Below are 21,407 nucleotides of genomic sequence, written 5' to 3'. Positions count from 1 at the left end.
ATGGCCGGTTTTTCCCGCAATCCGGGCACTTTGCGCGATGGGGATCGCGAAATCAGATCATTCGGATGCGTCGATCGTGGCATCGCTCGTGGTGCATCCTGGTCGGGAGGGGCCGATGCCGTGACGACCGTCGCCGTGTCGAACCGCCCCGTCGGACGAAGGAAGAACTCATGCGAATCGCCCTGCACTCCGAGATCCGCGACGGCGCGATCGACGACTACCGCACGAACCACGCCCGCATCCCCGATGCTCTCGCCGCGACCTTCTCGCGCATCGGCATCCACGACTGGACGATCTGGAGATCCGGTCATCGCCTCTTCCACCTGGTCGAATGCGACGACTGGGATGCCGCCGTCGCCGCCCTCCAGGACGACCCGGCCGATCACGCGTGGCAGGCCGACATCGGCCGCTTCGTCGAGCTCTTCCGCGATGCCGAGGGCTATGAGGCGACCGCTCCTCTCGAACAGGTCTGGGACCTGAGGTCACAGATCGCGTGACCTGCGCGGAGTCCGGAATGCGCCCGGGGTCCGTGACAGAGTAGCCCCGTGACGCGGGCGTGGGTGCGGGAGCTGGCCGGGTGGCTGAGCGCTGCCGCTGTGGCGCTCGTCACCGCCGGTGCGGTCGCGTCGTCAGCCCGAGCCGATCTGCTCTTCCGCGACGGCGACTCCCTGGTCGTCGCGATGCTGGCCCGCTCGGTGCTCTCCGGAGAATCACTCGATTGGGCGATGTCGAGTGTGCTGTTCCTTCCCGAGTCCGCCGCCTTCACCGCGCTCGACGCGGGAACGTCCGTGGATGCGAACGGTCTCTTCGCGATCAGCGCGGTCGTCAACCTGCTCGCCGTCTACGGAGCGATCCGCCTGGTTGCCGGTCGCGCCCGCACAGGCAGGTCTCCTGTGGCCTGGTCCGTAGTCGCGCTCTCGGTGTTCGGCGCGCTCGCGATGACCGACGTCTCCGCGTCCCGCGAAGCGCTGGACCTCGCGTCGCTGCAGTTGACGACGACGTACTACTCCGCGACCGTCGTCGGCGTCATCGTCACGATCGGCGTCGTGCGGCGCACGATCGACCGTCGAACGCTCACACCGTGGCTCTCGCTCACCCTCGGCCTCGTGGCGTTCGTGTCGACCCTCTCGAATCCCCTCTACGCGGCGTGGGCGACGATTCCGCTGGTGATCGTCCTGGCCATCGCCGCCCGCCGGCCGGAGGTGCGATCGCAGACGCCGGTCCTCATCATCGTGCTGCTCGCCGGCACCGCGCTCGGGTTCCTGTCACGTATTCCGCTCGCGGCATGGATCACGAAGACCGGCGTCGGCTACGTGCAGCCCGCGCAGTGGCACGAGTCGATCGACCACTATGCGCGGCTCGTCGGCGACCGGTCGCAGAGTCCCCCCGGGGTGATCGGGCTGCTGATCGCCGCCGCACTGCTCGTCGTCGCCGTCGCGCGAACCGTGCGGCCTCGCGACCCCGGCTCCCGGCTGGTCGCCGCGATGGCCTGGGTCGCGCCGGTCGTGGTCGTCGTCGGCGCCATCGCGCTGGGGACGCACGCCGCACGGTACCTGCAGCCGGTCGTCTTCGCTCCGGTGCTCGCGCTCGTGGCCGCTCCGCACACCCTGCGGATCAGCGAGAGTGCGCGGAGGGCCACGGCAGCGATCGCCGCGACTCTGCTCCTCATCGTCGGGGGCCTCAGCATCCCTCGACTCGCGGATGCCGCCACCCGGCCCGACGCCGACCTCGCCTGTGTCACCGACTGGGTCGACGCCGCCGGTCGCACCGGTGCCGGCCAGTTCTGGACCGTACGGCTGCCCGCACTGCATCTGGCCGATGCCTCACGACTCGTGCAGGTCGATCATCAGCTCAACGCGTACGCCTGGCTGGTGAATCGCACGGACTTCCTGGTCGGCGAGGTGTCGTTCCTCGTCGAGGATTCACAGACCGTGCCGTGGGACCTGCCCGAGGGTGTGCTTCCCGAGACCATCGTCGACTGCGGTCGATATTCGATCCTGGACTTCGGAAGCGAGACACTGCCGTTGGGTCCGCAGCGCTCCTGACGCCGGATCCGTCAGCGGGCGGGCGCCGCCGTGGTCGTTCCCTCACGGAACCGACAGGTGAGGTGCAGGGTGCGGCCCGGCTCCCCCTGCAGCATGCGCGCGACCTGCTCTCCTGCAGCTCGCCCCTTCTCGACGGCCGGCTGCACGCTGGTCGTGAGCACGAGGTCACCGAGTCCATCGGCCGCGATGCCGTCGAAGCCTGCGACCGACAGATCCTCAGGCACGCGCAGCCCCAGCTCCTCCGCCGCACGGATGACGCCCACCGCGATCAGGTCGCTCTGCGCGAGGATCGCCGTCGGCCTCGTCGCGGCATCCGCCAACAGCCGTCGACCCGCGAGGAGGCCCTCATCGATGAAGCTCCCTCCCGCCGAGATCGCCGGTGCGTCGGGGAAGATCTCGCGCATGCCGGCGAGGCGATCGATCGTCACATCGACCGTCGCCGCGTCGATGCGCTCCTGCGTGACCGGCCCCCGCTCGCGTCGCGTGTCGAGCGGCAGGGTGACGAGCGCCACGTCACGGTGTCCGAGATCGCGCAGATGCCGAGCGACATCCGCCGCGGCCGCGGTGTTGTCGAGCATGATCTTCGGGATGCCCTCTCCGGCGTCTCCTTCGATCACGACCACCGGAAGCCCTCGGCTGCGGACGATGTCGAGCGATGCCTTGGCACGCCCGGAGCATCCGATCAGCACGACCGCATCGACCGGGGCGTTCGACAGTGACGATCCGTCATCGCCCGGCTCGTCGCGCATCAGCAGGATGCCCGCGCTCAGTTCGGCCATCCCGTCGGTGAGCCCGTCCATCATGGCGGTGGTCACCGGGTCGAGGAAGGCCGCGCGCAGGTGACCCTCGAGCACCACGGCCACGATGCCGCTGCGACCTCGGCGCAGCGAGGCCGCACGCGGGTCGGGCCCGGCGTATCCGAGGTCCGCCGCTGCGGCGAGCACTCGCTCGCGGGTCGCCGGCGCGACGTTGGCCTTGCCGCTGAAGACCACGGATGCCGTCGACGTCGCCACTCCTGCCTCTCGTGCGACGTCGGCGATCGTCGCTCGGCGCGGGCTGTCGTGGCTCGTCATACTCCGAGGATAGCTGCCCGGGTTCCCGATCATCGAATCGATTCGATATGCTGTGCGACATGGACACGGCTCTCTCTCGATCGCAGTATGTGCGCTGGCGCACGGCGATCTTCGCGATCTTCCTCGCCAGCGGTCTGTCGATCGCGACCTGGGCCTCGCGCGTCCCCGACATCAAGCTCGCGCTCGAGGTCGACAAGGCGCAGGTCGGCATGCTGCTGCTCGGTGCGGGAATCGCCTCGATCATCGGAATCTCGACCAGCCCGGCGATCATGGCGCGCACCGGCGCGCGCCTGGGAATGATGGTGTCGATCTTCACGTTCGCCTCCGGCGTCGCCCTGATCGGCATCGGAGCCAACGTGCTGGGTTCGTACTCGGTGGTGCTCATCGGTCTCGTGCTGTTCGGACTCGGCAACGGCTGCGTCGACGTCATGATGAACGTCGAGGCCACCGCGATCGAGCAGCACTCGGGCAAGACGATCCTTCCGCTCTTCCACGCCTTCTTCAGTTTCGGCACCGTGATCGGCGCCGGCCTGGGCGCACTGGCCGCTCAGCTGCAGATCACCGTCTTCACGCACACGCTCGTCGTCGCGATCGCGATCGCCGCCATCGGCGTCGTCAGCATCGCCAGCGTCCCCCGCCGTGCCGAAGCGCTCGACCCGACGACGGACGACGGCGAGAAGGTGCACTGGCGAGAGCGGATGCACGTCGCCATGTCGGCCTGGCGAGAACCGCGCACCTATGCGATCGGTGTGGTGATGCTCGGCATGTCGTTCGCAGAGGGCGGCGCCAACGATTGGCTGGCCCTCGGCGTCGCAGAGGACCACGGCGCCGGAACCGCGCTCGGCGCCGCCGCCCTCGCCACCTTCTCCGTCGCGATGACGGTGGTGCGCGTGTTCGGCGGACCGCTCGTCGACCGGTTCGGACGCGTCGCGGTGCTGCGCATCCTCTCGGTGGCGGCGGCATCCGGCATCCTGCTGTTCATCCTGGCGCCGAGCCTTCTTCTGGTCTTCGTGGGTGCGGCGCTGTGGGGCGTCGGCGCATCGCTCGGCTTCCCGCTCGGAATGTCGGCCGCGGCAGACGACCCGGCCAAGGCGGCTGCGCGCGTGAGCGCCGCGGCGACGATCGGCTACATCTCATTCCTCGGCGGCCCGCCCGTGCTGGGCTTCATCAGCGAGCACATCGGCCTGCTCAACACGCTCTACATCCTGGTCGGCCTGGTCGTGCTGTCAGGCCTGTTCTCGGGTGCCGCCCGCCCCCTGCGCAAGGACGAGATGTCCGCAGCACCAGCCGCGACGACGACGACGGTCTGACCGCATCCGCACGCGCGACGGTATCCGTCACCGCAGAAGGAGTGCGCCCGACGAAGTAGGCTCGACGGGTGCGTCTCGTCATCGCCCGCTGCTCCGTGGATTACACGGGCCGGCTCAATGCCCACCTCCCGCTTGCCACGCGTCTGCTCGTGCACAAGGGAGACGGGAGTCTGCTCGTGCACTCCGACGGCGGCAGCTACAAGCCGCTGAACTGGATGAGCCCTCCCTGCTCTCTCGCCTCCGAGGAGCCGGGTGAAGAGGAGTCGATCGCCGGCGTCACCGAGGTCTGGCGTGTCACGCACAAGAAGACCGGCGACGCGCTTCGCGTGCAGATCTACGAGATCCTGCACGACACCAACCACGACCTGGGCGTCGACCCCGGGCTGCAGAAGGACGGCGTCGAAGCCGACCTGCAGCGCCTGCTCGCCGAGCAGGTCGAGCGCATCTCCGACGGCGCGACCCTGGTGCGGCGCGAGTACCCGACGGCGATCGGGCCCGTCGATCTTCTCGTGCGGGATGCCGACGGCGCGGCCATCGCGGTCGAGATCAAGCGCCGCGGCGACATCGACGGCGTCGAGCAGCTCACCCGCTACCTCGAGCTGCTAGGACGCGACCCGCACCTCGCCCCCGTGCAGGGCGTCTTCGCCGCGCAGGAGATCAAGCCGCAGGCGCGCGTGCTGGCCGAAGACCGCGGCATCCGCTGCCTCGTGCTCGACTACGACGACATGAAGGGCATCGAGTCCGGCATCCCCCGCCTCTTCTGAGGCGAGCTGCACAGATGTTCACCGTGTTCGGTCGCTTCGCGCACTGCCCATAGGCTGGAAGACATGGCTTCTTCCCCCTACTCGTGCGTGCTCTGGGACGTCGACGGCACCATCGCCGACGCGTCGGTCGGCATCCTCCGCCGCCTGAACGTCGCCCTCACGCACTTCGGTCACCCCGCTCCCACGCGTGAGCAGCTGGTGCACTGGATCGGGCCGCCGATGTTCCAGTCCTTCCAGGAGCAGGCGGGGATGACTCCCGAGCAGTCCGCCGAGGCCGTCGCGTTCTACCGCACGCTCGGCAAGGCCGACGGCTACACGACCGACGTCGCGACCTACCCGGGCGTGCCCGAGATCATCCGTGACCTGCACGCCGCCGGCATCCCGCAGGCGACCGCGAGCTCGAAGCCCGAGATCCAGGTCGACGCGATCGTCGACTTCTTCGAGCTGCGCCCGTACTTCCTCACGACCGTCGGCGCGACTCAAGACGAGTCCACCCTCGCGTCGAAGACCGACATCGTGGCCGAGGCGCTGCGCCGTCTGGCCGATCGCGGCGCTGACGTCTCGCGGCCGGTGCTCATCGGCGACCGTCACCACGATGTCGAGGGCGGAAACGCGAACGGCGTCCCCGTGGTCTTCGTCGAGTGGGGCTTCAGCGACTCGCACGAAGGTGACGAAGCCGCGTTCCGCGCAGCATCCGCCGACGAGCTTCGCGCGCTGCTGCTGAGCTGACTGCCGGGCTGCGGGCCCGCCCCTCGGGAGGAGAACTTCCCTTGGGCAGGAGCCTCGGTCCGAAACACTCCTCCCGAGGCGCAGTCCTCCTCCCGAGAGGCAGACCCGTGCCCGTCGGGCAGGAGGATCCCCTCGGAATCAGCCCGCACAGCACAGAACTCCCCGCCGGAGGGTCGCAACGAGTGCGGACCTCCGGTCGGGGAGTTCTATGACGTCCGCTCTCAGAGCGGACGGATGTTCTCAGCCTGCAGGCCCTTGGGGCCCTGCGCCACGTCGAACTCGACTCGCTGGTTCTCTTCAAGAGAGCGGTAGCCGGATGACTCGATGGCGGAGTAGTGCGCGAAAACGTCAGCGCCGCCGTCGTCGGGGGAGATGAAGCCGAAGCCCTTCTCCGAGTTGAACCACTTAACCGTGCCCTGGGTGCTCATGTACTGCCTGTTCTGCTGGAAAGAAGCCGACGCAGGATGCCCCGACGTGCTCCACGCTAGTGGAGCACGCGCTGAGCGGAAGTCCCGAGGTCAGCCCGTAACCCAAATGTTGCATGAGCGGTCATCTGCGGTCACACGACGGGCGCAGAGGAGCGCAGACGGACGTGCCGGAAAATGGTGTGGCCCTCACCGCGGGGGGAGCGATGAGGGCCGAAGACGACCGGAGGGTGCGTCAGATTCCAGCCTAACCCCTCCGCCACGCGTTTGTCCCCCATTTGGGGGACAAACTTGAAAACTTGTGAAGAGATCACAAACGATAGCGGCCCTCTCGAGCAATCCGTTGGGGACAGAACTACTCGAGAGGGCCCAATCGCATGCACGAATCGCCTTTGCCTCTGGGGAAGGCAGTCCGTCTCTGGGGAAGACGAAGACGATCAATCCCCTGTGCATGCACTTTCACACTAGGGGAGGTCGCCGGATCCCGCTACGGCAGCTCGAGGCACTGTGACATCGATGGGACGCCGAGGTCGCACCGCCTCGCGAGTAGCCTGGTGCGGTGACCATGCTGAATAAGGACATGACCCTGTGCATCTCGCTGTCCGCACGCCCGAGCAACAACGGCACGCGATTCCACAACTTCCTCTACGAGGAGCTGGGTCTGAACTGGATCTACAAGGCGTTCGCGCCGACCGACCTCGGCCAGGCGATCGCCGGCGTGCGAGGTCTCGGCATTCGCGGCTGCGCGATCTCGATGCCCTTCAAGGAGGACGTCATCGCGCTCGTCGACCGCATGGACCCCTCTGCCACAGCGATCGACTCGGTGAACACGATCGTGAACGATGACGGAGTGCTCACGGCCTACAACACCGACTACAGCGCGATCGCCCAGCTGATCGAGCGCAACTCCCTCGACCCTGCGGCATCCGTGCTGCTGCGCGGCTCGGGCGGGATGGCCAAGGCCACGGCCGCCGCCTTCCGTGACGCCGGGTTCTCGCGAGTCACGATCGCGGCGCGCAACGAAGAGCGCGGTCGAGGGCTGGCCGACCTCTACGGATTCGCGTGGACGGCGGACGCGGATGCCGCGACGGCCGACATCATCGTGAACATCACGCCGATCGGCATGGCGGGTGGGGCCGACGAGCGTGCCCTGTCGTTCACCGAGGCGCAGATCGCGGCGGCATCCGTCGTGTTCGACGTCGTCGCCCTGCCTGCCGAGACTCCGCTCATCGCGGCGGGACGCGCAGCCGACAAGACCGTCATCACCGGCGCCGAGGTCGCGACCCTGCAGGCTCTCGAGCAGTTCGTGCTCTACACCGGCATCCGCCCGACTCCTCGCCAGGTGGCCGCGGCCGAGGAGTTCATGCGGGCGCAGTGAGCACGCCACCCGTATGACACGGGAAGACGGTCACGCACCCCGAGCTCGCACCCGTCGTGCACGCGCTGCAGGCTGTGACCGTCGACGCCTGACCGCGGCGAGCGCGGCCCCCCGCTCAGGCCACCGTGCGCGAGACCGTCACCTGGATGCTCTTCATGAGCGGCTGATCGCTCTGCGCGCTGAAGTCCTTGCGGCCGATCAGCACGTTCATCTCGGGCATGTAGCCGGCGGCGCTGCCGCGAGGGAGGTCGTAGGGCACGGCGCGGAACGCGGTCAGCATCCGCGTCGATCCGTCTTTCGAGGTCGACACGATGTCGACCAGATCGCCTTCGACGAGTCCCCGGTCGCGCATGTCGTCTTCGTGCAGGAACACGAGCTCTCGCAGGTTCTTCACGCCGCGATAGCGGTCGTCGTTCGAGTAGATCGTCGTGTTCCACTGGTCATGCGAGCGCATGGTCTGCAGCACCAGGGTCTCGGCCGACTCGGGGATGACGTTCGGCAGAGGTGCGTGCGAGAACTCGGCACGCCCCGACGGGGTCTCGAACTCGCGCTCCCGCGCCGGCTGCGGGATGCGGAAGCCGTGCCTGTCGCGGATCAGGTCGTTGAACCCCTCGAACCCTGGCAGCACCTTCGCCATCACGTCGCGGATGTTGTCGTAGTCGCCGACGTACCAGTCCCAGGGAGTGGCGGTGTGCGGCAGGGTCGCCTTGGCGAGCCCGGCGATGATCGCCGGTTCCGACCTCAGGTACGCGGATGCCGGCTGCTTGCGCCCCATCGAGAGGTGCACCATGCTCATCGCGTCCTCGACCGTGATGCCCTGCGGCCCCTGAGCCTGCTGGTCGCGCTCGGTGCGACCGAGGCAGGGCAGGATCAGCGCCTTCTCGCCGTGCACGAGGTGACTGCGGTTGAGTTTGGTGCTCACCTGCACCGTCAGGCGACACTTCTCGAGCCCCTGCGCCGTGAACGGGGTGTCGGGAGCCGCGAGCACGAAGTTGCCGCCCATGCCCACGAACACCTTCACGCGGCCGTCGTGCATCGCCTCGATCGTGCGCACGGTGTCGAGCCCCGGATGCCGCGGCGGCTCGATGCGGCATGCGTCGGCGAGACGGTCGAGCCAGGCACCGGTGGGATGGTGATCGATGCCGCAGGTGCGGTTGCCCTGCACATTGCTGTGCCCACGGATGGGTGAGGGACCTGCGCCCTTGCGCCCGATGTTGCCTCGGAGCAACAGCAGGTTGACGATCTCTCGCACGGTGTCCACACCGTGCTCGTGCTGACTCACGCCGAGGCACCAGCTGATGATCGTGCGCTCGGACGCGAGGTACACCGCAGCGGCCGCGCGGATCTGCTCCTCTGTGAGCCCCGACTGCATGACCAGGTCGGTCCACGAAGTGGCCTCGACCAGCGCGCGATACTCGTGCATCCCGTGGGTCAGAGCGTCGAGGAAGTCGGTGTCGAGCACCGACGGGTCGTCCGCTGCCGCTTCGAAGACGGCCTTCGACATGCCTCGGATGAGAGCGAGGTCACCGCCGGGACGCACCTGCAGATTCATGGTGCTCGTGCCGGTCGCCGTGAAGCGCGCCATGTCGACGAAGTCGTGCGGCACGATCGTTCGGGTGGCACCGGCCTCGACGAGCGGGTTGACGTGCACGACCTGGGCGCCACGCTTCACGGCATCCGACAGCGCCGTGAGCATGCGCGGAGCGTTGGATGCCGCATTCACGCCGAGCACGAAGAGTGCATCGCAGTCGTCCCAGTCATGCAGGTCGACCGTGCCCTTGCCGGTGGCGATCGAGGCTTTGAGCGCGCGGCCGGACGCCTCATGACACATGTTCGAGCAGTCGGGCAGGTTGTTCGTGCCGTATTCGCGCACCATCAGCTGGTAGAGGAACGTCGCCTCGTTGCTGAGCCGTCCAGAGGTGTAGAACGACGCCTCATCAGGGCTGTCGAGCGCCTGCAGCTCGTCGCCGACCAGCGCGAACGCGTCGTCCCACGTGATCGGCACGTAGTGATCGGTCGCTGCGTCGTAGACCATCGGCTCGGTCAGGCGCCCCTGGTCTTCGAGGTCGAAGTCGGGCCAGGTCGCGAGCTCGGTGACCGTGTGCTCGGCGAAGAACCGCCGATCGACGCGCTTGCGAGTCATCTCCCACGTGACGTGCTTGATGCCGTTCTCGCAGATGTCGAGCTTCAGATTGCCCGGGTCGTCAGGCCACGCGCAGCCCGGGCAGTCATAGCCCGAGACGGGGTGGTTCATCTGCAGCATCGAGAGCGGGCCGGCGATCGGTTCTCGCTGATCCAGCACCACCCGCGCCACCGACAACGCAGCGCCCCAGCCCGCAGCGGGGTGACCGTACGGCTTGCGTGACCAGGGCCGATCGGTGCGAGGGCCGTAGCCGCCCTGGCGCGGCTCGACCGGCATCAGCCCGAAGGCGGTTCCGGCCGTTCCGGCGGTTCCCTGGTTATCGAGCATGGTGTGCCCCTTCTTGGTGGTGGGCAGACGACGCGAGTCCGTCGATGCGCACCCGATGCGCGTGCGTGTAGATGTTCATCGAACGCCCGCGGACGAATCCGACGAGCGTCACGCCCGACTCTTCGGCGAGCTCCGCCGCCAGAGACGAGGGCGCCGAGACGGCGCTGAGCAGAGGGATGCCGGCCATCGCGGCCTTCTGCACCAGCTCGAAGCTCGCTCGACCGGAGACCTGCAGGATCTGCCGGTGCAGCGGCAGCCGATCGTTCAACAGCGCCCACCCCACGACTTTGTCGACGGCGTTATGACGCCCCACGTCTTCGCGCAGCACGAGCAGGTCTCCCGAATCGGCGTCGAAGAGAGCGGCGGCGTGCAGCCCGCCGGTCTTGTCGAACGCCGCCTGCTCGGCGCGCAGACGATCGGGGAAGGCGGCGATCTGCTCGGCATCCACCTGGACGTCGTCGTCGGAGACCGGATGCCGCGACACCGTACGCACCGCGTCGATGCTGGCCTTGCCGCAGACGCCGCACGAACTGGTCGTGTAGAAGCGCCGGGCAGCGTCGGGGTCGGGAAGCGCGACGCCGTGAGCGAGGCTGATGTCGAGCACGTTGTACGTGTTCTCCTGGCCGCCGGCGCCCGGGCCGCCGCAATGGATCGCCGAGTGGAACTCGGCGGTCGCGGCGATGATCCCCTCGGACACGAGGAACCCCGCCGCCAGCTCGACGTCGTGCCCCGGGGTGCGCATGGTGACAGCGAGCGGCGATCCCGCGACCCGTATCTCGAGCGGCTCCTCGACGGCGAGCGTGTCGGCTCTGCGAACCGCACCCTCGCCGAGGGTGAGCTTCAGAATCGGTCTCCGCGTCGTGATCCGCCCCACACCAGCGAGCGTACTCCGGGTCCGCTCGACCCGACCGGTCAGCTGTGGCTCTCGGCGATCATCGCGATCGTGCCGATCATCGTCTTCCTGCTCTGTCTGATGGCGTTCAAGCTCAGCGGACTCGTCGCGGGAGCGATCGCCACCGTGGTGCAGATCATCGTCGCGGCGTGGCCGTTCGGCATGCCGTTCGCCTCGATCGCCGGCGCAGGGCTCGCCGGGGTGCTCACCGCCCTCTGGCCGATCGCCTACATCATCGTGATGGCGGTCTGGCTCTACAAACTCGCGGTCGCCAGTGGTCGCTTCGATGTGATCCGCGCCAGCATCTCGGGAATCTCCCCCGACCAGCGCATCCAGGTGCTGTTGATCAGCTTCTGCTTCGGCGCGTTCCTCGAGGGAGCCGCGGGATTCGGGGTCCCGATCGCGATCTGCGCCGCGCTTCTCGTGCAGCTCGGCTTCGCGCCGATCAAGGCCGCGATGCTCTGCCTGGTCGCGAACGTCGCCGCCGGCGCCTACGGCGCGATCGGCATCCCGGTGGTCGTCGGAGCGCAGGTCGGAGAGGTTCCGCTCGCCGACCTCACCGCCGACATGGTCTTGGTGCTGCAGGCACTCACGCTGTTCGTGCCGTTCCTGCTCGTGATGATCCTCGACGGCTGGCGCGGCGTGCGCGAGACCTGGCCGATCCTGCTCGCGACGAGTGTCGCGTACAGTGCCGCGCAGGCGGCAATCCTGATCTTCCTGGGTCCCGAACTCGCCGACATCGTGCCCGGTCTGCTCGGGATGGTCGTCATCTTCGTCGTCGGTCGCATCTGGCAGCCGAAGCGGGTCTACCGCGAAGACGGCGGCGAGGCCCCCGCCCCCGTGCGCCAGGACTTCGGAGACGTGGTCGTGGCGTGGAGTCCGTTCTACATCCTCACGGGCGTGATCTTCGTCTGGAGCATCCCCGCATTCAAGGCGCTCTTCGCTCAGGACGGCGCGCTCGCTGGCCTCGTGGCCGCGGTGCCGATCCCCGGGATCACCGGGGTCGTCGTGCCCGCGGGCGCCACCGACCCGGTGGCGACGACGTGGGCTTTCACCCCTGTGAACGCGACCGGCACCGCGATCCTCCTCGCCGTGCTGATCACGTTCTGGACGACGCCGCAGCTGCGGGCACCGGACCTGTGGCGACAACTGCGCGTCACCGTGCTCGACCTCTGGCGGCCCATCGTGCTGATCGCCCTCGTGCTGATGATCGCCAACATCGCCAACTTCTCGGGTGGTTCGGCGAGCATCGCGAATGCACTCACCGCCGTCGGACTCGTCTTCCCGCTGCTGGCGCCCGTGATCGGCTGGTTCGGGGTCTTCGTCACCGGTTCCGTGGTCAACAACAACACTCTCTTCGCCCACCTGCAGACCGTGACCGCGCAGAACATCGGGGTCGACCCGACCCTGCTCGTAGCCGCGAACACGGCGGGCGGCACGGTCGCCAAGGTCGTCTCCCCGCAGTCGATCGCGATCGCGGCGGGCGCCGTCGGACTGACCGGACGCGAAGGCGAGATCCTGCGGGCTTCGATCGTCTACAGCCTCGGGATGCTCGCGTTCGTCTGCGTCTGGGTCTTCGTGCTCTCCCTCGTCATCCCCGGCGTCGCCTGAGCATGCCCGCCGAGCAGATCGCACTGGCAGCGCACCGCTGCCGACCGAGAAGATGGAACGGGCGTCGACCCACGGCGCGGGAGAGGTAGGCGATGGAGACCACACGGCTCAGTGCTCCGGACGGCATCGACACGCTGCTCGGCGTGGACGCCGGACGCAGCGAACACGAACGCAGGCACTTCCTCGCGCGCGAGCTGATCGCGATGCGTCTCGAAGCCGCTCATCGCGACATCCGTCTGCGGCGCGAGGAGCCCGGACCGTTCGGATACCAGACTCACCTCTTCGCGATGGTGGGCGACGACGAGCTGCCCTTCGTCATCAAGGCGGCGAGCCGAGGCGATGCCACCGTCGTCGGCCTCGCAGATCTCGGCGTGCCGCTCGGCCTCGACGTCCGCAGCAGCAGGGTGACCGAGCGGGATCTGTCCGAGATACGTCGTCACTCGCATCTGCTCCCGGAGGCCGACGACGACGAGCTGACGCAGCATTGGACTCGCGTGGCCGCCGTCCGAGAGGCGGATGGTCGCGGGGCGCGGGTGCAGCCCGAGCACGTGCGACTCGATCCCGTCAGCAGCACGGGGTGGGTGCCCGATCGACGCATCCACTACCGTCTCGTAGACCTGTCGCGCGACGGATGGACGGTCACGCTCGCCTACAGCGCTGGTCCTTTTGCTAGCGAGCGGTGACGCTCCGGCGACTGGCCTCCGCTCAGCGCCTCGGAACTGCGGCGTCCTCGACGCGACCGTCCACCAGGTGCAGCACCCCGTGCATGCGCGGAAGGTGCACGAGGTCGTGCGTGACGAGCAGCGTCGAGGTGTTCCGCTCGTCCGTCAGTCGCAGGATGAGGTCGATGATCTTCGCCCCGCGTTCCTGATCGAGGGCGCTGGTGGGCTCATCGACCAGGAGCACGCTCGGATCGTTCATCAGGGCTCGAGCGATGTTGACTCGCTGACGCTGTCCTCCGGAGAGCTGGTGCGGCCGCTTGTGGCCGTGCTCTGCGAGGCCGACCGCCGAGAGCAGCTCATCCGCATGAGCGGATGCCTCGGCGCGGCGGCGTCGGCTGCGCGGCGCACCGAGCTCGTTCATGACGCTCAGCTGCTCGCGGGCGGTCAGCGACGGGATGAGGTTGGCCTGCTGGAAGACGATCCCGATCCGGTCCCGCCTCAGGCGCGTCGCCTCGGCCGGGCTGAGCGCGGTGACGTCGCTTCCGTCGATGAGGATCTGTCCGGAATCCGGACGCAGGAGAGTGCCGGCGACGGCGAGCAGGCTCGACTTGCCCGAGCCGCTGGGCCCCGTGATGCCGGTGACGGTTCCGGGGTGGGCGGTGAGGGACACGCCATCCACGGCGGTCACGCGGGAGTCGCCGTCGGGGAAGGTCAGAGTGATGTCGTTCAGGCGGATCATCGGTTGCTCCCGAGTGCGGTGAGGGGGTCGGCGGAGGTGACGGATCGCAGGGCGAAGGCGGCGCCCGCGAGGCCGAGGGCGATCATGATGCCTCCAGGAAGAATCGTCGTGACAGGGCTCAGCAGGAACGGAAGGGCGGTGCCGGCGAGCAGGCCGAGCACGGTGACCAGGCCCAGCCCGATGCCGATGCCCACCAGCAGGACGATCAGCGCCTGACCCAAGGCGTCGCGGATCAGTGATCCGGTGCTCGCGCCGAGTGCTTTGAGCACGGCGACATCGCCCTTGCGCTGCATGGTCCAGACGGTGAAGAAGGCCCCGATGACGAGCCCCGAGATGCCGAAGAGCATGGCCACCATGAGCAGGAGCGATCCGATCTCGGAGCGGAAGGCGCTCAGCGCCGTCAGCGACCCGAGCGTCGTCTCGGAGATCGTGTCATGCGCCGCATCCGCGGCATCCCAATCAGGGTCACCCGTGACAGCGAGCACCGTGGCGTAGGCATCGGGGTTTCCGGTGGATGCCGAGTACGCCTGCCAGTCGTGCAGGGTCATCTGCACGACCGGCGTGTGGCTGTACCACGCGTCTCCCTCGACCGTCTCGACGTCGTAGGAGACGCCGGCGATCTCGACCTGGTCTCCGACCGCCACGTCGAGCGCATCCGCGGCGGGCACCGACAGGCGCAGCTGACCGTCGCCGGACGGCGCACTCGCGTCGAAACCGGGCTCGACACCGAACACCGCGATCGCGGCACGGGTGTCGTCGGTCTCGGCGCGGGTCTGGCTGATGCCGAGTGGGCGCGCCTCGGTCACGTCGGCCGTCGCCGCCCACTCGTTCGCCTGCTGCTCGGTGATCGCCGAATCGGCGAAGCTGGCCGCACCGTCTCCGCTCGAGGGCGCGGAGAACACGATGCGGTCCGCGGGGAGCGCGAGCACGCCCGAGACGTTCTGGATGGCGAGTCCTCCCGTGAGTCCGCTGAGGAACCCCACGAGAAGGGTGATGAGGGCGACGACGGAGCCGATGAGGATGAATCGCCCCTTGGCGAAGCGGAGATCGCGTAACGCGACGAACATGAGAGTGCCTTTCCTGTCTCCGATGCGGCGACCATTCCACTCTCGCCGTCCTGGTCGTCAGGATCATCGGCCACTCGGAGAGCATTCCGCGCCCGGGATGAGGACGCCTCGATCGTCCTTTCGGACGATGCCGCGCTCGAGGCGGCGGCGTAGAGTTCGAGCTATGGCGCATACCGCTCTGACCCCGGTGTTCGTGGGTCTGCGGACCGGCCTCCACGTTCTCTTCTTCGCCCTGACAGGGGTCGTCATCGCCCGTGCCGTGCTCGACCCGTCGGAGTCGAGCGTCGCCGCGATCGTGCTGGCTCTGATCGTCGCAGCGACGTACGCGTCCGGTGTGCTGCTCGCTCGCCTCTCACCCGGGCGACGACCCGTGTCTCTGGGGTGGCTCGCGCTGCTGTCCCTGGAGTGGCTGGGTCTGCTGTGGGTGAGCGCCGATGCCGCCTACCTCGTCTTCCCTCTGTTCTTCCTGTTCCTCCATCTGTTGGGGCGGTGGGCGGGGTCCGCCGCGATACTCGCGTCGACCATCGTCGCGGTGTGCGCGCTCGGCATCCGCGGCGGGTGGAGCGTCGGCGGCGTCGTCGGCCCGTTCGTCGGCGCCGGCGTCGCGCTCCTGATCGGCCTCGGATACCAGGCTCTGGCGAGAGAGGCCGAGCAACGCGAAGCGCTGGTCCGCGAGCTGCTCGCGACCCGTGGACAGCTGGCCGCGCAGGAGCACGAATCGGGTGTTCTCGCGGAGCGCGCTCGCCTTGCCCGTGAGATCCACGACACGCTCGCGCAAGGACTCTCCAGCATCCAGATGCTGCTGCATGCCGCGGAACGCGCCGACGCCGAGCGCCCAGGGATCGAGCACATCCGACTCGCGCGCGAGACAGCTGCCGCGAACCTCGTCGAGGCGCGGCGGTTCATCCGCGAGCTGACGCCTCCCCAGCTCGATGATCAGACGCTCGGTGGTGCGCTGCGTCGACTGGCCCGCACGCAGTGGGCGACGCAGGGGCTCGACGTGCAGGTGCGGGTGTCGGATGCGGTCGTCCTGCCCATGCATCTGCAGACGGCGCTGCTGCGCATCACGCAGGGTGCGATCGCCAACGTCCTCCAGCACGCTCACGCGACGACGGCGACGGTCACGATCAGCGTCGAGAACGACCACCTGCGCTTCACCGTCGAGGACGACGGAACCGGATTCGATGCGGAGCTCCCTGCGCCGGGGACCGCCGAGAAGTCGGATTCCTTCGGTCTGCGCGCCACCGCCGAGCGAGTGCAGCAGCTGGGCGGACGACTCGAGATCGATGCGGCACCCGGACGGGGAACGACACTCACCGTCGACCTCCCGCTGACGGAGTTCGCATGATCCGCCTCGTGATCGCCGACGATCACCCCATCGTCCGCGCAGGCCTCACCGCCCTGTTCAGCCTCGAACCGGATCTCGAGGTGGTGGCAGAGGCAGGCACACCCGAGGAGGCCGTCGCCTGCGCCGAGCGCGAGAATCCCGATGTGGTGCTGATGGATCTGCAGTTCGGGTCCCACTCCCAGACCACAGGGGTGGATGCGACGCGACGCATCCGTGCACTCGCGGCTCCGCCATACGTGCTCGTGCTCACGAACTACGACTCGGATGCCGACATCCTCGGCGCCGTCGAAGCCGGCGCGAGCGGTTATCTGCTGAAGGACGCCCCGCCGCATGAACTGACCGCGGCTGTGCGAGCGGCAGCTGCCGGAGAGAGCGCGCTCGCGCCCGTGATCGCCTCCCGCCTGCTCGACCGCATGCGCGCGCCACGGGTGAGCCTCAGCAGCCGCGAGATCGAGGTCCTCGAGCTCGTCGCCGCCGGACGATCGAACAGCGAGGTCGCCGATCAGCTCTTCGTCAGCGAGACGACCGTGAAGTCGCATCTCGCGCACATCTTCTCGAAGCTCGACGTCAGCTCACGCACCGCCGCGGTCTCGGCGGCACGCCGGAAGGGCATTCTCCGCTGAGAGGTGGTGTGTCGCAGCGGCTCTCAGATGTCGTATACGGAGCGTCGGTGCGCGACCCGGACGACCGTCACGAGCACCTGCTCGTCGATCACCTCATAGAGAACCCGATAGTCGCCGACTCGTATTCTCCAGGCGTTGTCGTACCCGGCCAGCTTGCGGCACCCGTGCGGACGCGGGTCGTGCTCAAGATCGGCCACCCCGCCAAGTATCCGTCGGCGGATCTGCGGGTCGAGCTTGCGGATCTCTCTGGCAGCGGCAGTCGTGAACTCGATCCGAAAGCGCGTCACGCGACTTCCGCGCGCAGCTCATCCAGCGACACGCGTTCACCGTCATCGGCCGCCCGAGCGGCGGCGAACTCGGCAACGTCTCGAGCCGCCTCGAGTTCTTCGAGCAGCTCGAGATCATCGACACTGATCACCACGGCCGTCAGCTTGCCGTGGCGCGTGACGCCCACTCGCTCCGAGCCGTACGCGACCCCGCCGAGAACATCGGCAAGGCTGTCGCGCAGATCCTTCGAGGGCACGCTGCGGGTGATCGTGTTCATGCGTAAATAATACCACTTATGTACATAATGCCGAGATTTCGCGCCGCTCGCTGTCGTGAGTACGCGCCCCTCAGACGGCCGGCGGCGGAGCGGTCGACGCACGCACGATCAGCTGCGAACCGAGGGTCACGACGTCGTCGATCGCGGTGCCGTTCATCGCCTGCAGCAGCAGGTCGACGGCGAGTGCGCCGCTGCGCTCGATCGGCATCCGCACCGTCGTGAGCGCGGGGGTGACCGCACCTGCCAGATCGATGTCGTCGATGCCGACGATGCTGATGTCGGCGGGGCAGCGCTTGCCGAGTTCGAGCATCCCGGCCTCGAGGCCCAGGGCGACGAGGTCGTTGTAGGCGATCACCGCCGTGGCACCGCTCGCGGCGGCCGGGGCGGCAGCAGCGCGCCCGCCCTGGATGGAGGCGGCGTGGTGGCTGAGTCCGGTGAGGCGGATGCCGTGGCGCTCGCACGCCCGGGCGACGGTGTCGGCCCGACGCACGTCGGCCCACGATCCGCGGGGGCCGGCGGCGTACGCGATATGCGTGTGCCCGAGCGCTGCGAGGTGCTCGATCGCCTGAGCGGGTCCGTGCTCGGTGTCCATCAGCACGCAGGGCGCGCCGTCGATCTGGCGGTTGACCACGACGTAGGGGGTGTCGCCGACCAGTTCGAGCACGTCGGCGTCGGGAAGACGAGGGCTGCACAGCAGCATCCCGTCGAGCTTGCGGGCCTGCTCGATCTGCTCGCGCTCGCGGCGCAGATCCTCGTCCGCGTCGAAGAGCACGATGCGGTGGCGCCCATGCCACGCCTGACCCTGGATCGCCTTGAGCAGAGTCGCGTACACGGGGTTCGACACGTCGGGCACGACGACACCGAACGTGCGCGTCGCCGTGGCGGACTGCGAGGTCGCGTAGCCGAGCTCGCCCGCGGCTTCGAGCACGCGACCGAGGGTGTTCGGCGCGAGACGATCCGGCTCTCCGAAGGCCCGGGAGGCGGTCGCGATCGACACGCCTGCGCGCCGCGCCACATCTGTCAGCGTCGCTGCCATCTTCACCTCCCACCCTCGCTGCAATCCTACGATCCTCGACCTCGATGTAAAACAGGTTGACAAGTTTGTACAAACACTGCACACTGATTTTCATGACGATCAACGCCGATCACCCTCAGCGGTGCGCGGCCCCGAGCGAAGGAGCCACCGCGTGAGCATCCCAGCACCGGCCCTGCGCCGCACGACCTCTGCGACAGCCTCTCCCCTGGTCGCTCCCTCCGCAGCCGGCATCCTGCACCTCGGACTCGGCAGCTTCCACCGCGCACATCAGGCGGTCTACACCGCGGCCGCACTGCAGTCCGCCGGCGGCGACTGGGGCATCGTCGGCGTCGCATCCCGTTCGCGATCGATCGTCGACGCGATGCACGCGCAGGACATGCTCTACTCGGTAGCGACCATCTCGCCCGGCAGCACGTCGCTCACCATCCCCGGCGTGCACACCGACGCCTTCGTCGGCGCCGACCAGCCTGAGCGCGTGATCGCGCAGATCGCCGACCCCGGCATCCGCATCGTGACCCTCACCGTCACCGAGAACGGCTACAGCTACTCCCCCGCAACCCAGCGCCTCGATCTCGACGACGACACGGTGCGCGCCGACCTGCGTGGCGGCGCCGCACGCTCCACGATCGGCCAACTCGCCCGCGGGCTGCAGGCCCGCGCCGCTGCCGGTGGAGCACCGATCTCGATCCTCAGCTGCGACAACCTGTCGGCCAACGGCAAGCACACCGAGAAGCTCGTCCGCGAGTTCCTGGGCGAGCTGCCCGGATCCGAGGGCTCCGATGCTCTCGCGTTCCTCGACCGTTCCGTGTCGTTCCCCTCGAGCATGGTCGACCGCATCGTGCCGTCGACCACTGCCGAGCTGCGCACCCGCGTGAGCGCCCTGCTCGGCGCCCGTGACGACATCCCCGTGCCGGCCGAGCCGTTCACGATGTGGGCGATCGAGGACCGTTTCGCCGGAGGCCGCCCCGCGTGGGAGGCCGGCGGTGCCGTCTTCACCGACGAGGTCGCACGCTACGAGCAGATGAAGGTGCGTCTGCTCAACGGCACGCACTCGCTCATCGCCTACCTCGGGGCACTCAGCGGAGTGGGCACGATCCCCGAGGCGATCGGACTCGACCGCATCGAGCGTGCGGCTCGTGCCGTGCTGCGCGACGAGTACGAGCCCTCGATCGAGGTGCCGTCCGGCGTCGACATCCGCGCCTACGAGACCGAGCTGTTCGAGCGCTGGGCCAACAGCGCACTCGGCCACCGCACCAGCCAGGTCGGCACCGACGGGTCCGTCAAGCTGCGTCAGCGCATCCCCGAGCCGGCCCTGCTCGCCCTCGGGAACGGCGAGATGCCGCACATGATCGCCCTGACGGTCGCCGGATACCTGTCGTGCATCGCTCCCCTGCCGGGCTTCGACCCCGGCCTGCACGCCGCCGCGATGACCGACGGTGCCCGCGAACGACTGGCCGGATACGCGGCCACCGCCCGCGACGGACGCGAGCTGGCGCAGCGCGTGATCGGCGACATGCACCTGTTCGGTGATGGACTCGGATCTCAGGATGCGTTCATCGCGCGCGTCGGCGAGCTCGTCGACACCATCCGGAGCAGCGGCGTCGACGCCGCGATCGCGGATGCCGTCTCGGCATCTCGGACCACGAAGAAGGAGCTGCGGCCATGAAGGCTCTCGCCATCCACGGCAAAGAGGACATCCGCTGGGAGGACCGTGAGGTTCCGACCCCCGGCGACGGCGAGGTGCGCCTTCGCGTGAACTACGTCGGCATCTGCGGATCCGACCTGCATTACTACTTCCACGGCGCCAACGGCGAGTACACGATCCAAGAGCCGCTGACCCCCGGCCACGAGCTGTCGGGCGTCGTCGATCTCGACCCGTCGGGTCGCCTGACCCCTGGAACCCCCGTCACCGTGCACCCCGCGCGCTACGGCCCCGAGGTACCCGGCCTCGAAGACCGCCCGCACCTGCGCCCCGGCGGCGACTACTTCGGCAGCGCCGCGGCGAATCCGCACCGCCAGGGTGGAGCATCCGAGATGCTGATCGTCGAAGAGCAGATGGTCCGCGTGCTGCCGGCATCCCTTCCGCTCGAACGCGCAGCCCTCGCCGAGCCGCTCGCGGTCGCCATCCACGCCGTGAACCTCGCCGGCGACATCGCCGGCGCGCGGGTGCTCGTGATCGGCGCGGGCCCCATCGGCCTCCTCGTCGTGGCCGCTGCCGTCAAGGCAGGAGCATCGGTCGTCGGCGCCAGCGATGTGCGCGAAGAGCCCCTCGAGCGGGCCAGGTCCCTCGGCGCGACCGAGGTCTCGCTCGTCGGCCGCGACTCGATCGAGAACGAGTCGTACGACGTCGTCTTCGAGTGCTCCGGCGTCGGAGTAGCCCTCACCTCGGCTGTCCGCGCCGCTCGTCGCGCCGGCGCCATCGTGCAGGTCGGGATGCTCCCCAACGCCGACATCGGCGTGAACCTCGCCCCGATGCTCGCCAAGGAGCTCACGATCCGCGGCGCGTTCCGCTTCTCCACCGAGATCGACGACGCGGTCGCCCTGCTGGCCGAGTCCGACGCCCTCGACTCCGTCATCTCGCACGTCCTCCCCGCATCAGACGCCGTCCAGGCCTTCGAGCTCGCTCGCGACTCATCGGCCTCGGCGAAGGTCCTGCTCTCCCTCTAGCGACACCGCACCCGACATTCCACC

21 protein-coding genes are annotated in these 21,407 nt (G+C 68.6%); 12 read left to right on the top strand and 9 right to left on the bottom strand.

Features of this window, described 5'->3' with window-relative positions; all coding sequences use genetic code 11:
- Nucleotides 1–170 precede the first annotated feature (170 nt).
- Both QMA07_RS13290 and QMA07_RS13285 read left to right on the top strand, forming a co-directional pair.
- On the top strand, nt 171–497 hold the full coding sequence (locus QMA07_RS13290; protein WP_290162624.1) for an L-rhamnose mutarotase: 327 nt from the start codon (nt 171–173) through the stop codon (nt 495–497).
- 48 nt (nt 498–545) lie between these two features.
- The gene (locus QMA07_RS13285) at nt 546–2,045 is read left to right on the top strand and encodes a hypothetical protein (protein WP_290162622.1); all 1,500 of its coding nucleotides are present in this window, start codon (nt 546–548) and stop codon (nt 2,043–2,045) included.
- Between the two features lie 11 nt (nt 2,046–2,056).
- On the opposite strand, the gene QMA07_RS13280 is transcribed toward QMA07_RS13285, so the two are convergent.
- Nucleotides 2,057–3,118, bottom strand: coding sequence for a LacI family DNA-binding transcriptional regulator (locus tag QMA07_RS13280; RefSeq protein WP_290162620.1), 1,062 nt, complete (start codon nt 3,116–3,118; stop codon nt 2,057–2,059).
- Between the two features lie 59 nt (nt 3,119–3,177).
- On the opposite strand from QMA07_RS13280, the gene QMA07_RS13275 reads away from it, so the two are divergent.
- From QMA07_RS13275 to QMA07_RS13265, 3 genes are all read left to right on the top strand, one after another.
- The gene (locus tag QMA07_RS13275; RefSeq protein WP_290162618.1) at nt 3,178–4,428 is read left to right on the top strand and encodes an MFS transporter; all 1,251 of its coding nucleotides are present in this window, start codon (nt 3,178–3,180) and stop codon (nt 4,426–4,428) included.
- Nucleotides 4,429–4,496: 68 nt separating this feature from the next.
- The gene (nucS, locus tag QMA07_RS13270; protein ID WP_290162616.1) at nt 4,497–5,192 is read left to right on the top strand and encodes an endonuclease NucS; all 696 of its coding nucleotides are present in this window, start codon (nt 4,497–4,499) and stop codon (nt 5,190–5,192) included.
- 63 nt (nt 5,193–5,255) lie between these two features.
- The gene (locus QMA07_RS13265; protein ID WP_290162614.1) at nt 5,256–5,921 is read left to right on the top strand and encodes an HAD hydrolase-like protein; all 666 of its coding nucleotides are present in this window, start codon (nt 5,256–5,258) and stop codon (nt 5,919–5,921) included.
- 221 nt (nt 5,922–6,142) lie between these two features.
- On the opposite strand, the gene QMA07_RS13260 is transcribed toward QMA07_RS13265, so the two are convergent.
- Nucleotides 6,143–6,349 (bottom strand): cold-shock protein, encoded by a 207-nt coding sequence (locus tag QMA07_RS13260; RefSeq protein ID WP_042540947.1) that lies wholly within the window; start codon nt 6,347–6,349, stop codon nt 6,143–6,145.
- Between the two features lie 556 nt (nt 6,350–6,905).
- Between QMA07_RS13260 and QMA07_RS13255 the strand changes: the two genes are divergently transcribed.
- Nucleotides 6,906–7,724, top strand: a complete 819-nt coding sequence (locus QMA07_RS13255; protein ID WP_290162610.1) for a shikimate 5-dehydrogenase — start codon at nt 6,906–6,908, stop codon at nt 7,722–7,724.
- A gap of 115 nt (nt 7,725–7,839) precedes the next feature.
- On the opposite strand, the gene QMA07_RS13250 is transcribed toward QMA07_RS13255, so the two are convergent.
- Both QMA07_RS13250 and fdhD read right to left on the bottom strand, forming a co-directional pair.
- Entirely contained in the window at nt 7,840–10,194 is a 2,355-nt protein-coding gene (locus QMA07_RS13250; protein ID WP_290162609.1) for an FdhF/YdeP family oxidoreductase, read from the bottom strand.
- Complete coding sequence (fdhD, locus tag QMA07_RS13245) at nt 10,184–11,068, bottom strand: formate dehydrogenase accessory sulfurtransferase FdhD (protein ID WP_290162607.1); 885 nt, start codon at nt 11,066–11,068, stop codon at nt 10,184–10,186. The genes QMA07_RS13250 and fdhD overlap by 11 nt, the downstream gene beginning before the upstream one ends.
- Before the next feature lie 42 nt (nt 11,069–11,110).
- Between fdhD and QMA07_RS13240 the strand changes: the two genes are divergently transcribed.
- A complete protein-coding gene (locus tag QMA07_RS13240) occupies nt 11,111–12,697 on the top strand; it encodes an L-lactate permease (RefSeq protein ID WP_290162636.1) in 1,587 nt (528 codons plus the stop codon).
- A gap of 92 nt (nt 12,698–12,789) precedes the next feature.
- Complete coding sequence (locus tag QMA07_RS13235; protein WP_290162605.1) at nt 12,790–13,380, top strand: hypothetical protein; 591 nt, start codon at nt 12,790–12,792, stop codon at nt 13,378–13,380.
- 22 nt (nt 13,381–13,402) lie between these two features.
- Here QMA07_RS13235 and QMA07_RS13230 read toward each other — a convergent pair whose 3' ends face one another.
- Complete coding sequence (locus tag QMA07_RS13230) at nt 13,403–14,098, bottom strand: ABC transporter ATP-binding protein (RefSeq protein WP_290162603.1); 696 nt, start codon at nt 14,096–14,098, stop codon at nt 13,403–13,405.
- Entirely contained in the window at nt 14,095–15,165 is a 1,071-nt protein-coding gene (locus QMA07_RS13225; protein WP_290162601.1) for an ABC transporter permease, read from the bottom strand. Before QMA07_RS13225 ends, QMA07_RS13230 begins: the two co-directional genes overlap by 4 nt.
- Before the next feature lie 163 nt (nt 15,166–15,328).
- Here QMA07_RS13225 and QMA07_RS13220 point away from each other — a divergent pair, with 163 nt between their 5' ends.
- Both QMA07_RS13220 and QMA07_RS13215 read left to right on the top strand, forming a co-directional pair.
- Entirely contained in the window at nt 15,329–16,513 is a 1,185-nt protein-coding gene (locus QMA07_RS13220) for a sensor histidine kinase (RefSeq protein ID WP_290162600.1), read from the top strand.
- Nucleotides 16,510–17,136 (top strand): response regulator transcription factor, encoded by a 627-nt coding sequence (locus tag QMA07_RS13215; protein WP_290162598.1) that lies wholly within the window; start codon nt 16,510–16,512, stop codon nt 17,134–17,136. The genes QMA07_RS13220 and QMA07_RS13215 overlap by 4 nt, the downstream gene beginning before the upstream one ends.
- Before the next feature lie 23 nt (nt 17,137–17,159).
- Here the strand turns inward: QMA07_RS13215 and QMA07_RS13210 are convergent, their stop codons facing one another.
- The 3 genes from QMA07_RS13210 to QMA07_RS13200 all read right to left on the bottom strand — a co-directional run bounded on the left by QMA07_RS13210 (nt 17,160) and on the right by QMA07_RS13200 (nt 18,716).
- Nucleotides 17,160–17,423, bottom strand: a complete 264-nt coding sequence (locus QMA07_RS13210) for a type II toxin-antitoxin system RelE/ParE family toxin (RefSeq protein ID WP_290162595.1) — start codon at nt 17,421–17,423, stop codon at nt 17,160–17,162.
- Complete coding sequence (locus tag QMA07_RS13205) at nt 17,420–17,680, bottom strand: type II toxin-antitoxin system prevent-host-death family antitoxin (protein ID WP_290162593.1); 261 nt, start codon at nt 17,678–17,680, stop codon at nt 17,420–17,422. Before QMA07_RS13205 ends, QMA07_RS13210 begins: the two co-directional genes overlap by 4 nt.
- Nucleotides 17,681–17,750: 70 nt before the next feature.
- Complete coding sequence (locus tag QMA07_RS13200; protein WP_290162591.1) at nt 17,751–18,716, bottom strand: LacI family DNA-binding transcriptional regulator; 966 nt, start codon at nt 18,714–18,716, stop codon at nt 17,751–17,753.
- A gap of 151 nt (nt 18,717–18,867) precedes the next feature.
- Here QMA07_RS13200 and QMA07_RS13195 point away from each other — a divergent pair, with 151 nt between their 5' ends.
- Both QMA07_RS13195 and QMA07_RS13190 read left to right on the top strand, forming a co-directional pair.
- Nucleotides 18,868–20,382, top strand: coding sequence for a mannitol dehydrogenase family protein (locus QMA07_RS13195; RefSeq protein WP_290162589.1), 1,515 nt, complete (start codon nt 18,868–18,870; stop codon nt 20,380–20,382).
- A complete protein-coding gene (locus tag QMA07_RS13190; RefSeq protein WP_290162586.1) occupies nt 20,379–21,383 on the top strand; it encodes a zinc-binding dehydrogenase in 1,005 nt (334 codons plus the stop codon). Before QMA07_RS13195 ends, QMA07_RS13190 begins: the two co-directional genes overlap by 4 nt.
- Nucleotides 21,384–21,407 lie beyond the last annotated feature (24 nt).

Origin of the sequence: Microbacterium sp. APC 3901 (assembly GCF_030407765.1) — a bacterium.
Classification (GTDB): Bacteria; Actinomycetota; Actinomycetes; order Actinomycetales; family Microbacteriaceae; genus Microbacterium.
This window is presented reverse-complemented; position numbering and strand designations above follow the sequence as displayed.

Bases quoted from the DNA above. Each gene is read 5' to 3' on its own strand.
- QMA07_RS13290 (WP_290162624.1), top strand. From the start codon at position 171: ATGCGAATCGCCCTGCACTCCGAGATCCGCGACGGCGCGATCGACGAC.
- QMA07_RS13280 (WP_290162620.1), bottom strand. From the start codon at position 3,118: ATGACGAGCCACGACAGCCCGCGCCGAGCGACGATCGCCGACGTCGCA.
- QMA07_RS13275 (WP_290162618.1), top strand. From the start codon at position 3,178: ATGGACACGGCTCTCTCTCGATCGCAGTATGTGCGCTGGCGCACGGCG.
- QMA07_RS13265 (WP_290162614.1), top strand. From the start codon at position 5,256: ATGGCTTCTTCCCCCTACTCGTGCGTGCTCTGGGACGTCGACGGCACC.
- QMA07_RS13260 (WP_042540947.1), bottom strand. From the start codon at position 6,349: ATGAGCACCCAGGGCACGGTTAAGTGGTTCAACTCGGAGAAGGGCTTC.
- QMA07_RS13250 (WP_290162609.1), bottom strand. From the start codon at position 10,194: ATGCTCGATAACCAGGGAACCGCCGGAACGGCCGGAACCGCCTTCGGG.
- QMA07_RS13235 (WP_290162605.1), top strand. From the start codon at position 12,790: ATGGAGACCACACGGCTCAGTGCTCCGGACGGCATCGACACGCTGCTC.
- QMA07_RS13230 (WP_290162603.1), bottom strand. From the start codon at position 14,098: ATGATCCGCCTGAACGACATCACTCTGACCTTCCCCGACGGCGACTCC.
- QMA07_RS13225 (WP_290162601.1), bottom strand. From the start codon at position 15,165: ATGTTCGTCGCGTTACGCGATCTCCGCTTCGCCAAGGGGCGATTCATC.
- QMA07_RS13220 (WP_290162600.1), top strand. From the start codon at position 15,329: ATGGCGCATACCGCTCTGACCCCGGTGTTCGTGGGTCTGCGGACCGGC.
- QMA07_RS13215 (WP_290162598.1), top strand. From the start codon at position 16,510: ATGATCCGCCTCGTGATCGCCGACGATCACCCCATCGTCCGCGCAGGC.
- QMA07_RS13205 (WP_290162593.1), bottom strand. From the start codon at position 17,680: ATGAACACGATCACCCGCAGCGTGCCCTCGAAGGATCTGCGCGACAGC.
- QMA07_RS13200 (WP_290162591.1), bottom strand. From the start codon at position 18,716: ATGGCAGCGACGCTGACAGATGTGGCGCGGCGCGCAGGCGTGTCGATC.
- QMA07_RS13190 (WP_290162586.1), top strand. From the start codon at position 20,379: ATGAAGGCTCTCGCCATCCACGGCAAAGAGGACATCCGCTGGGAGGAC.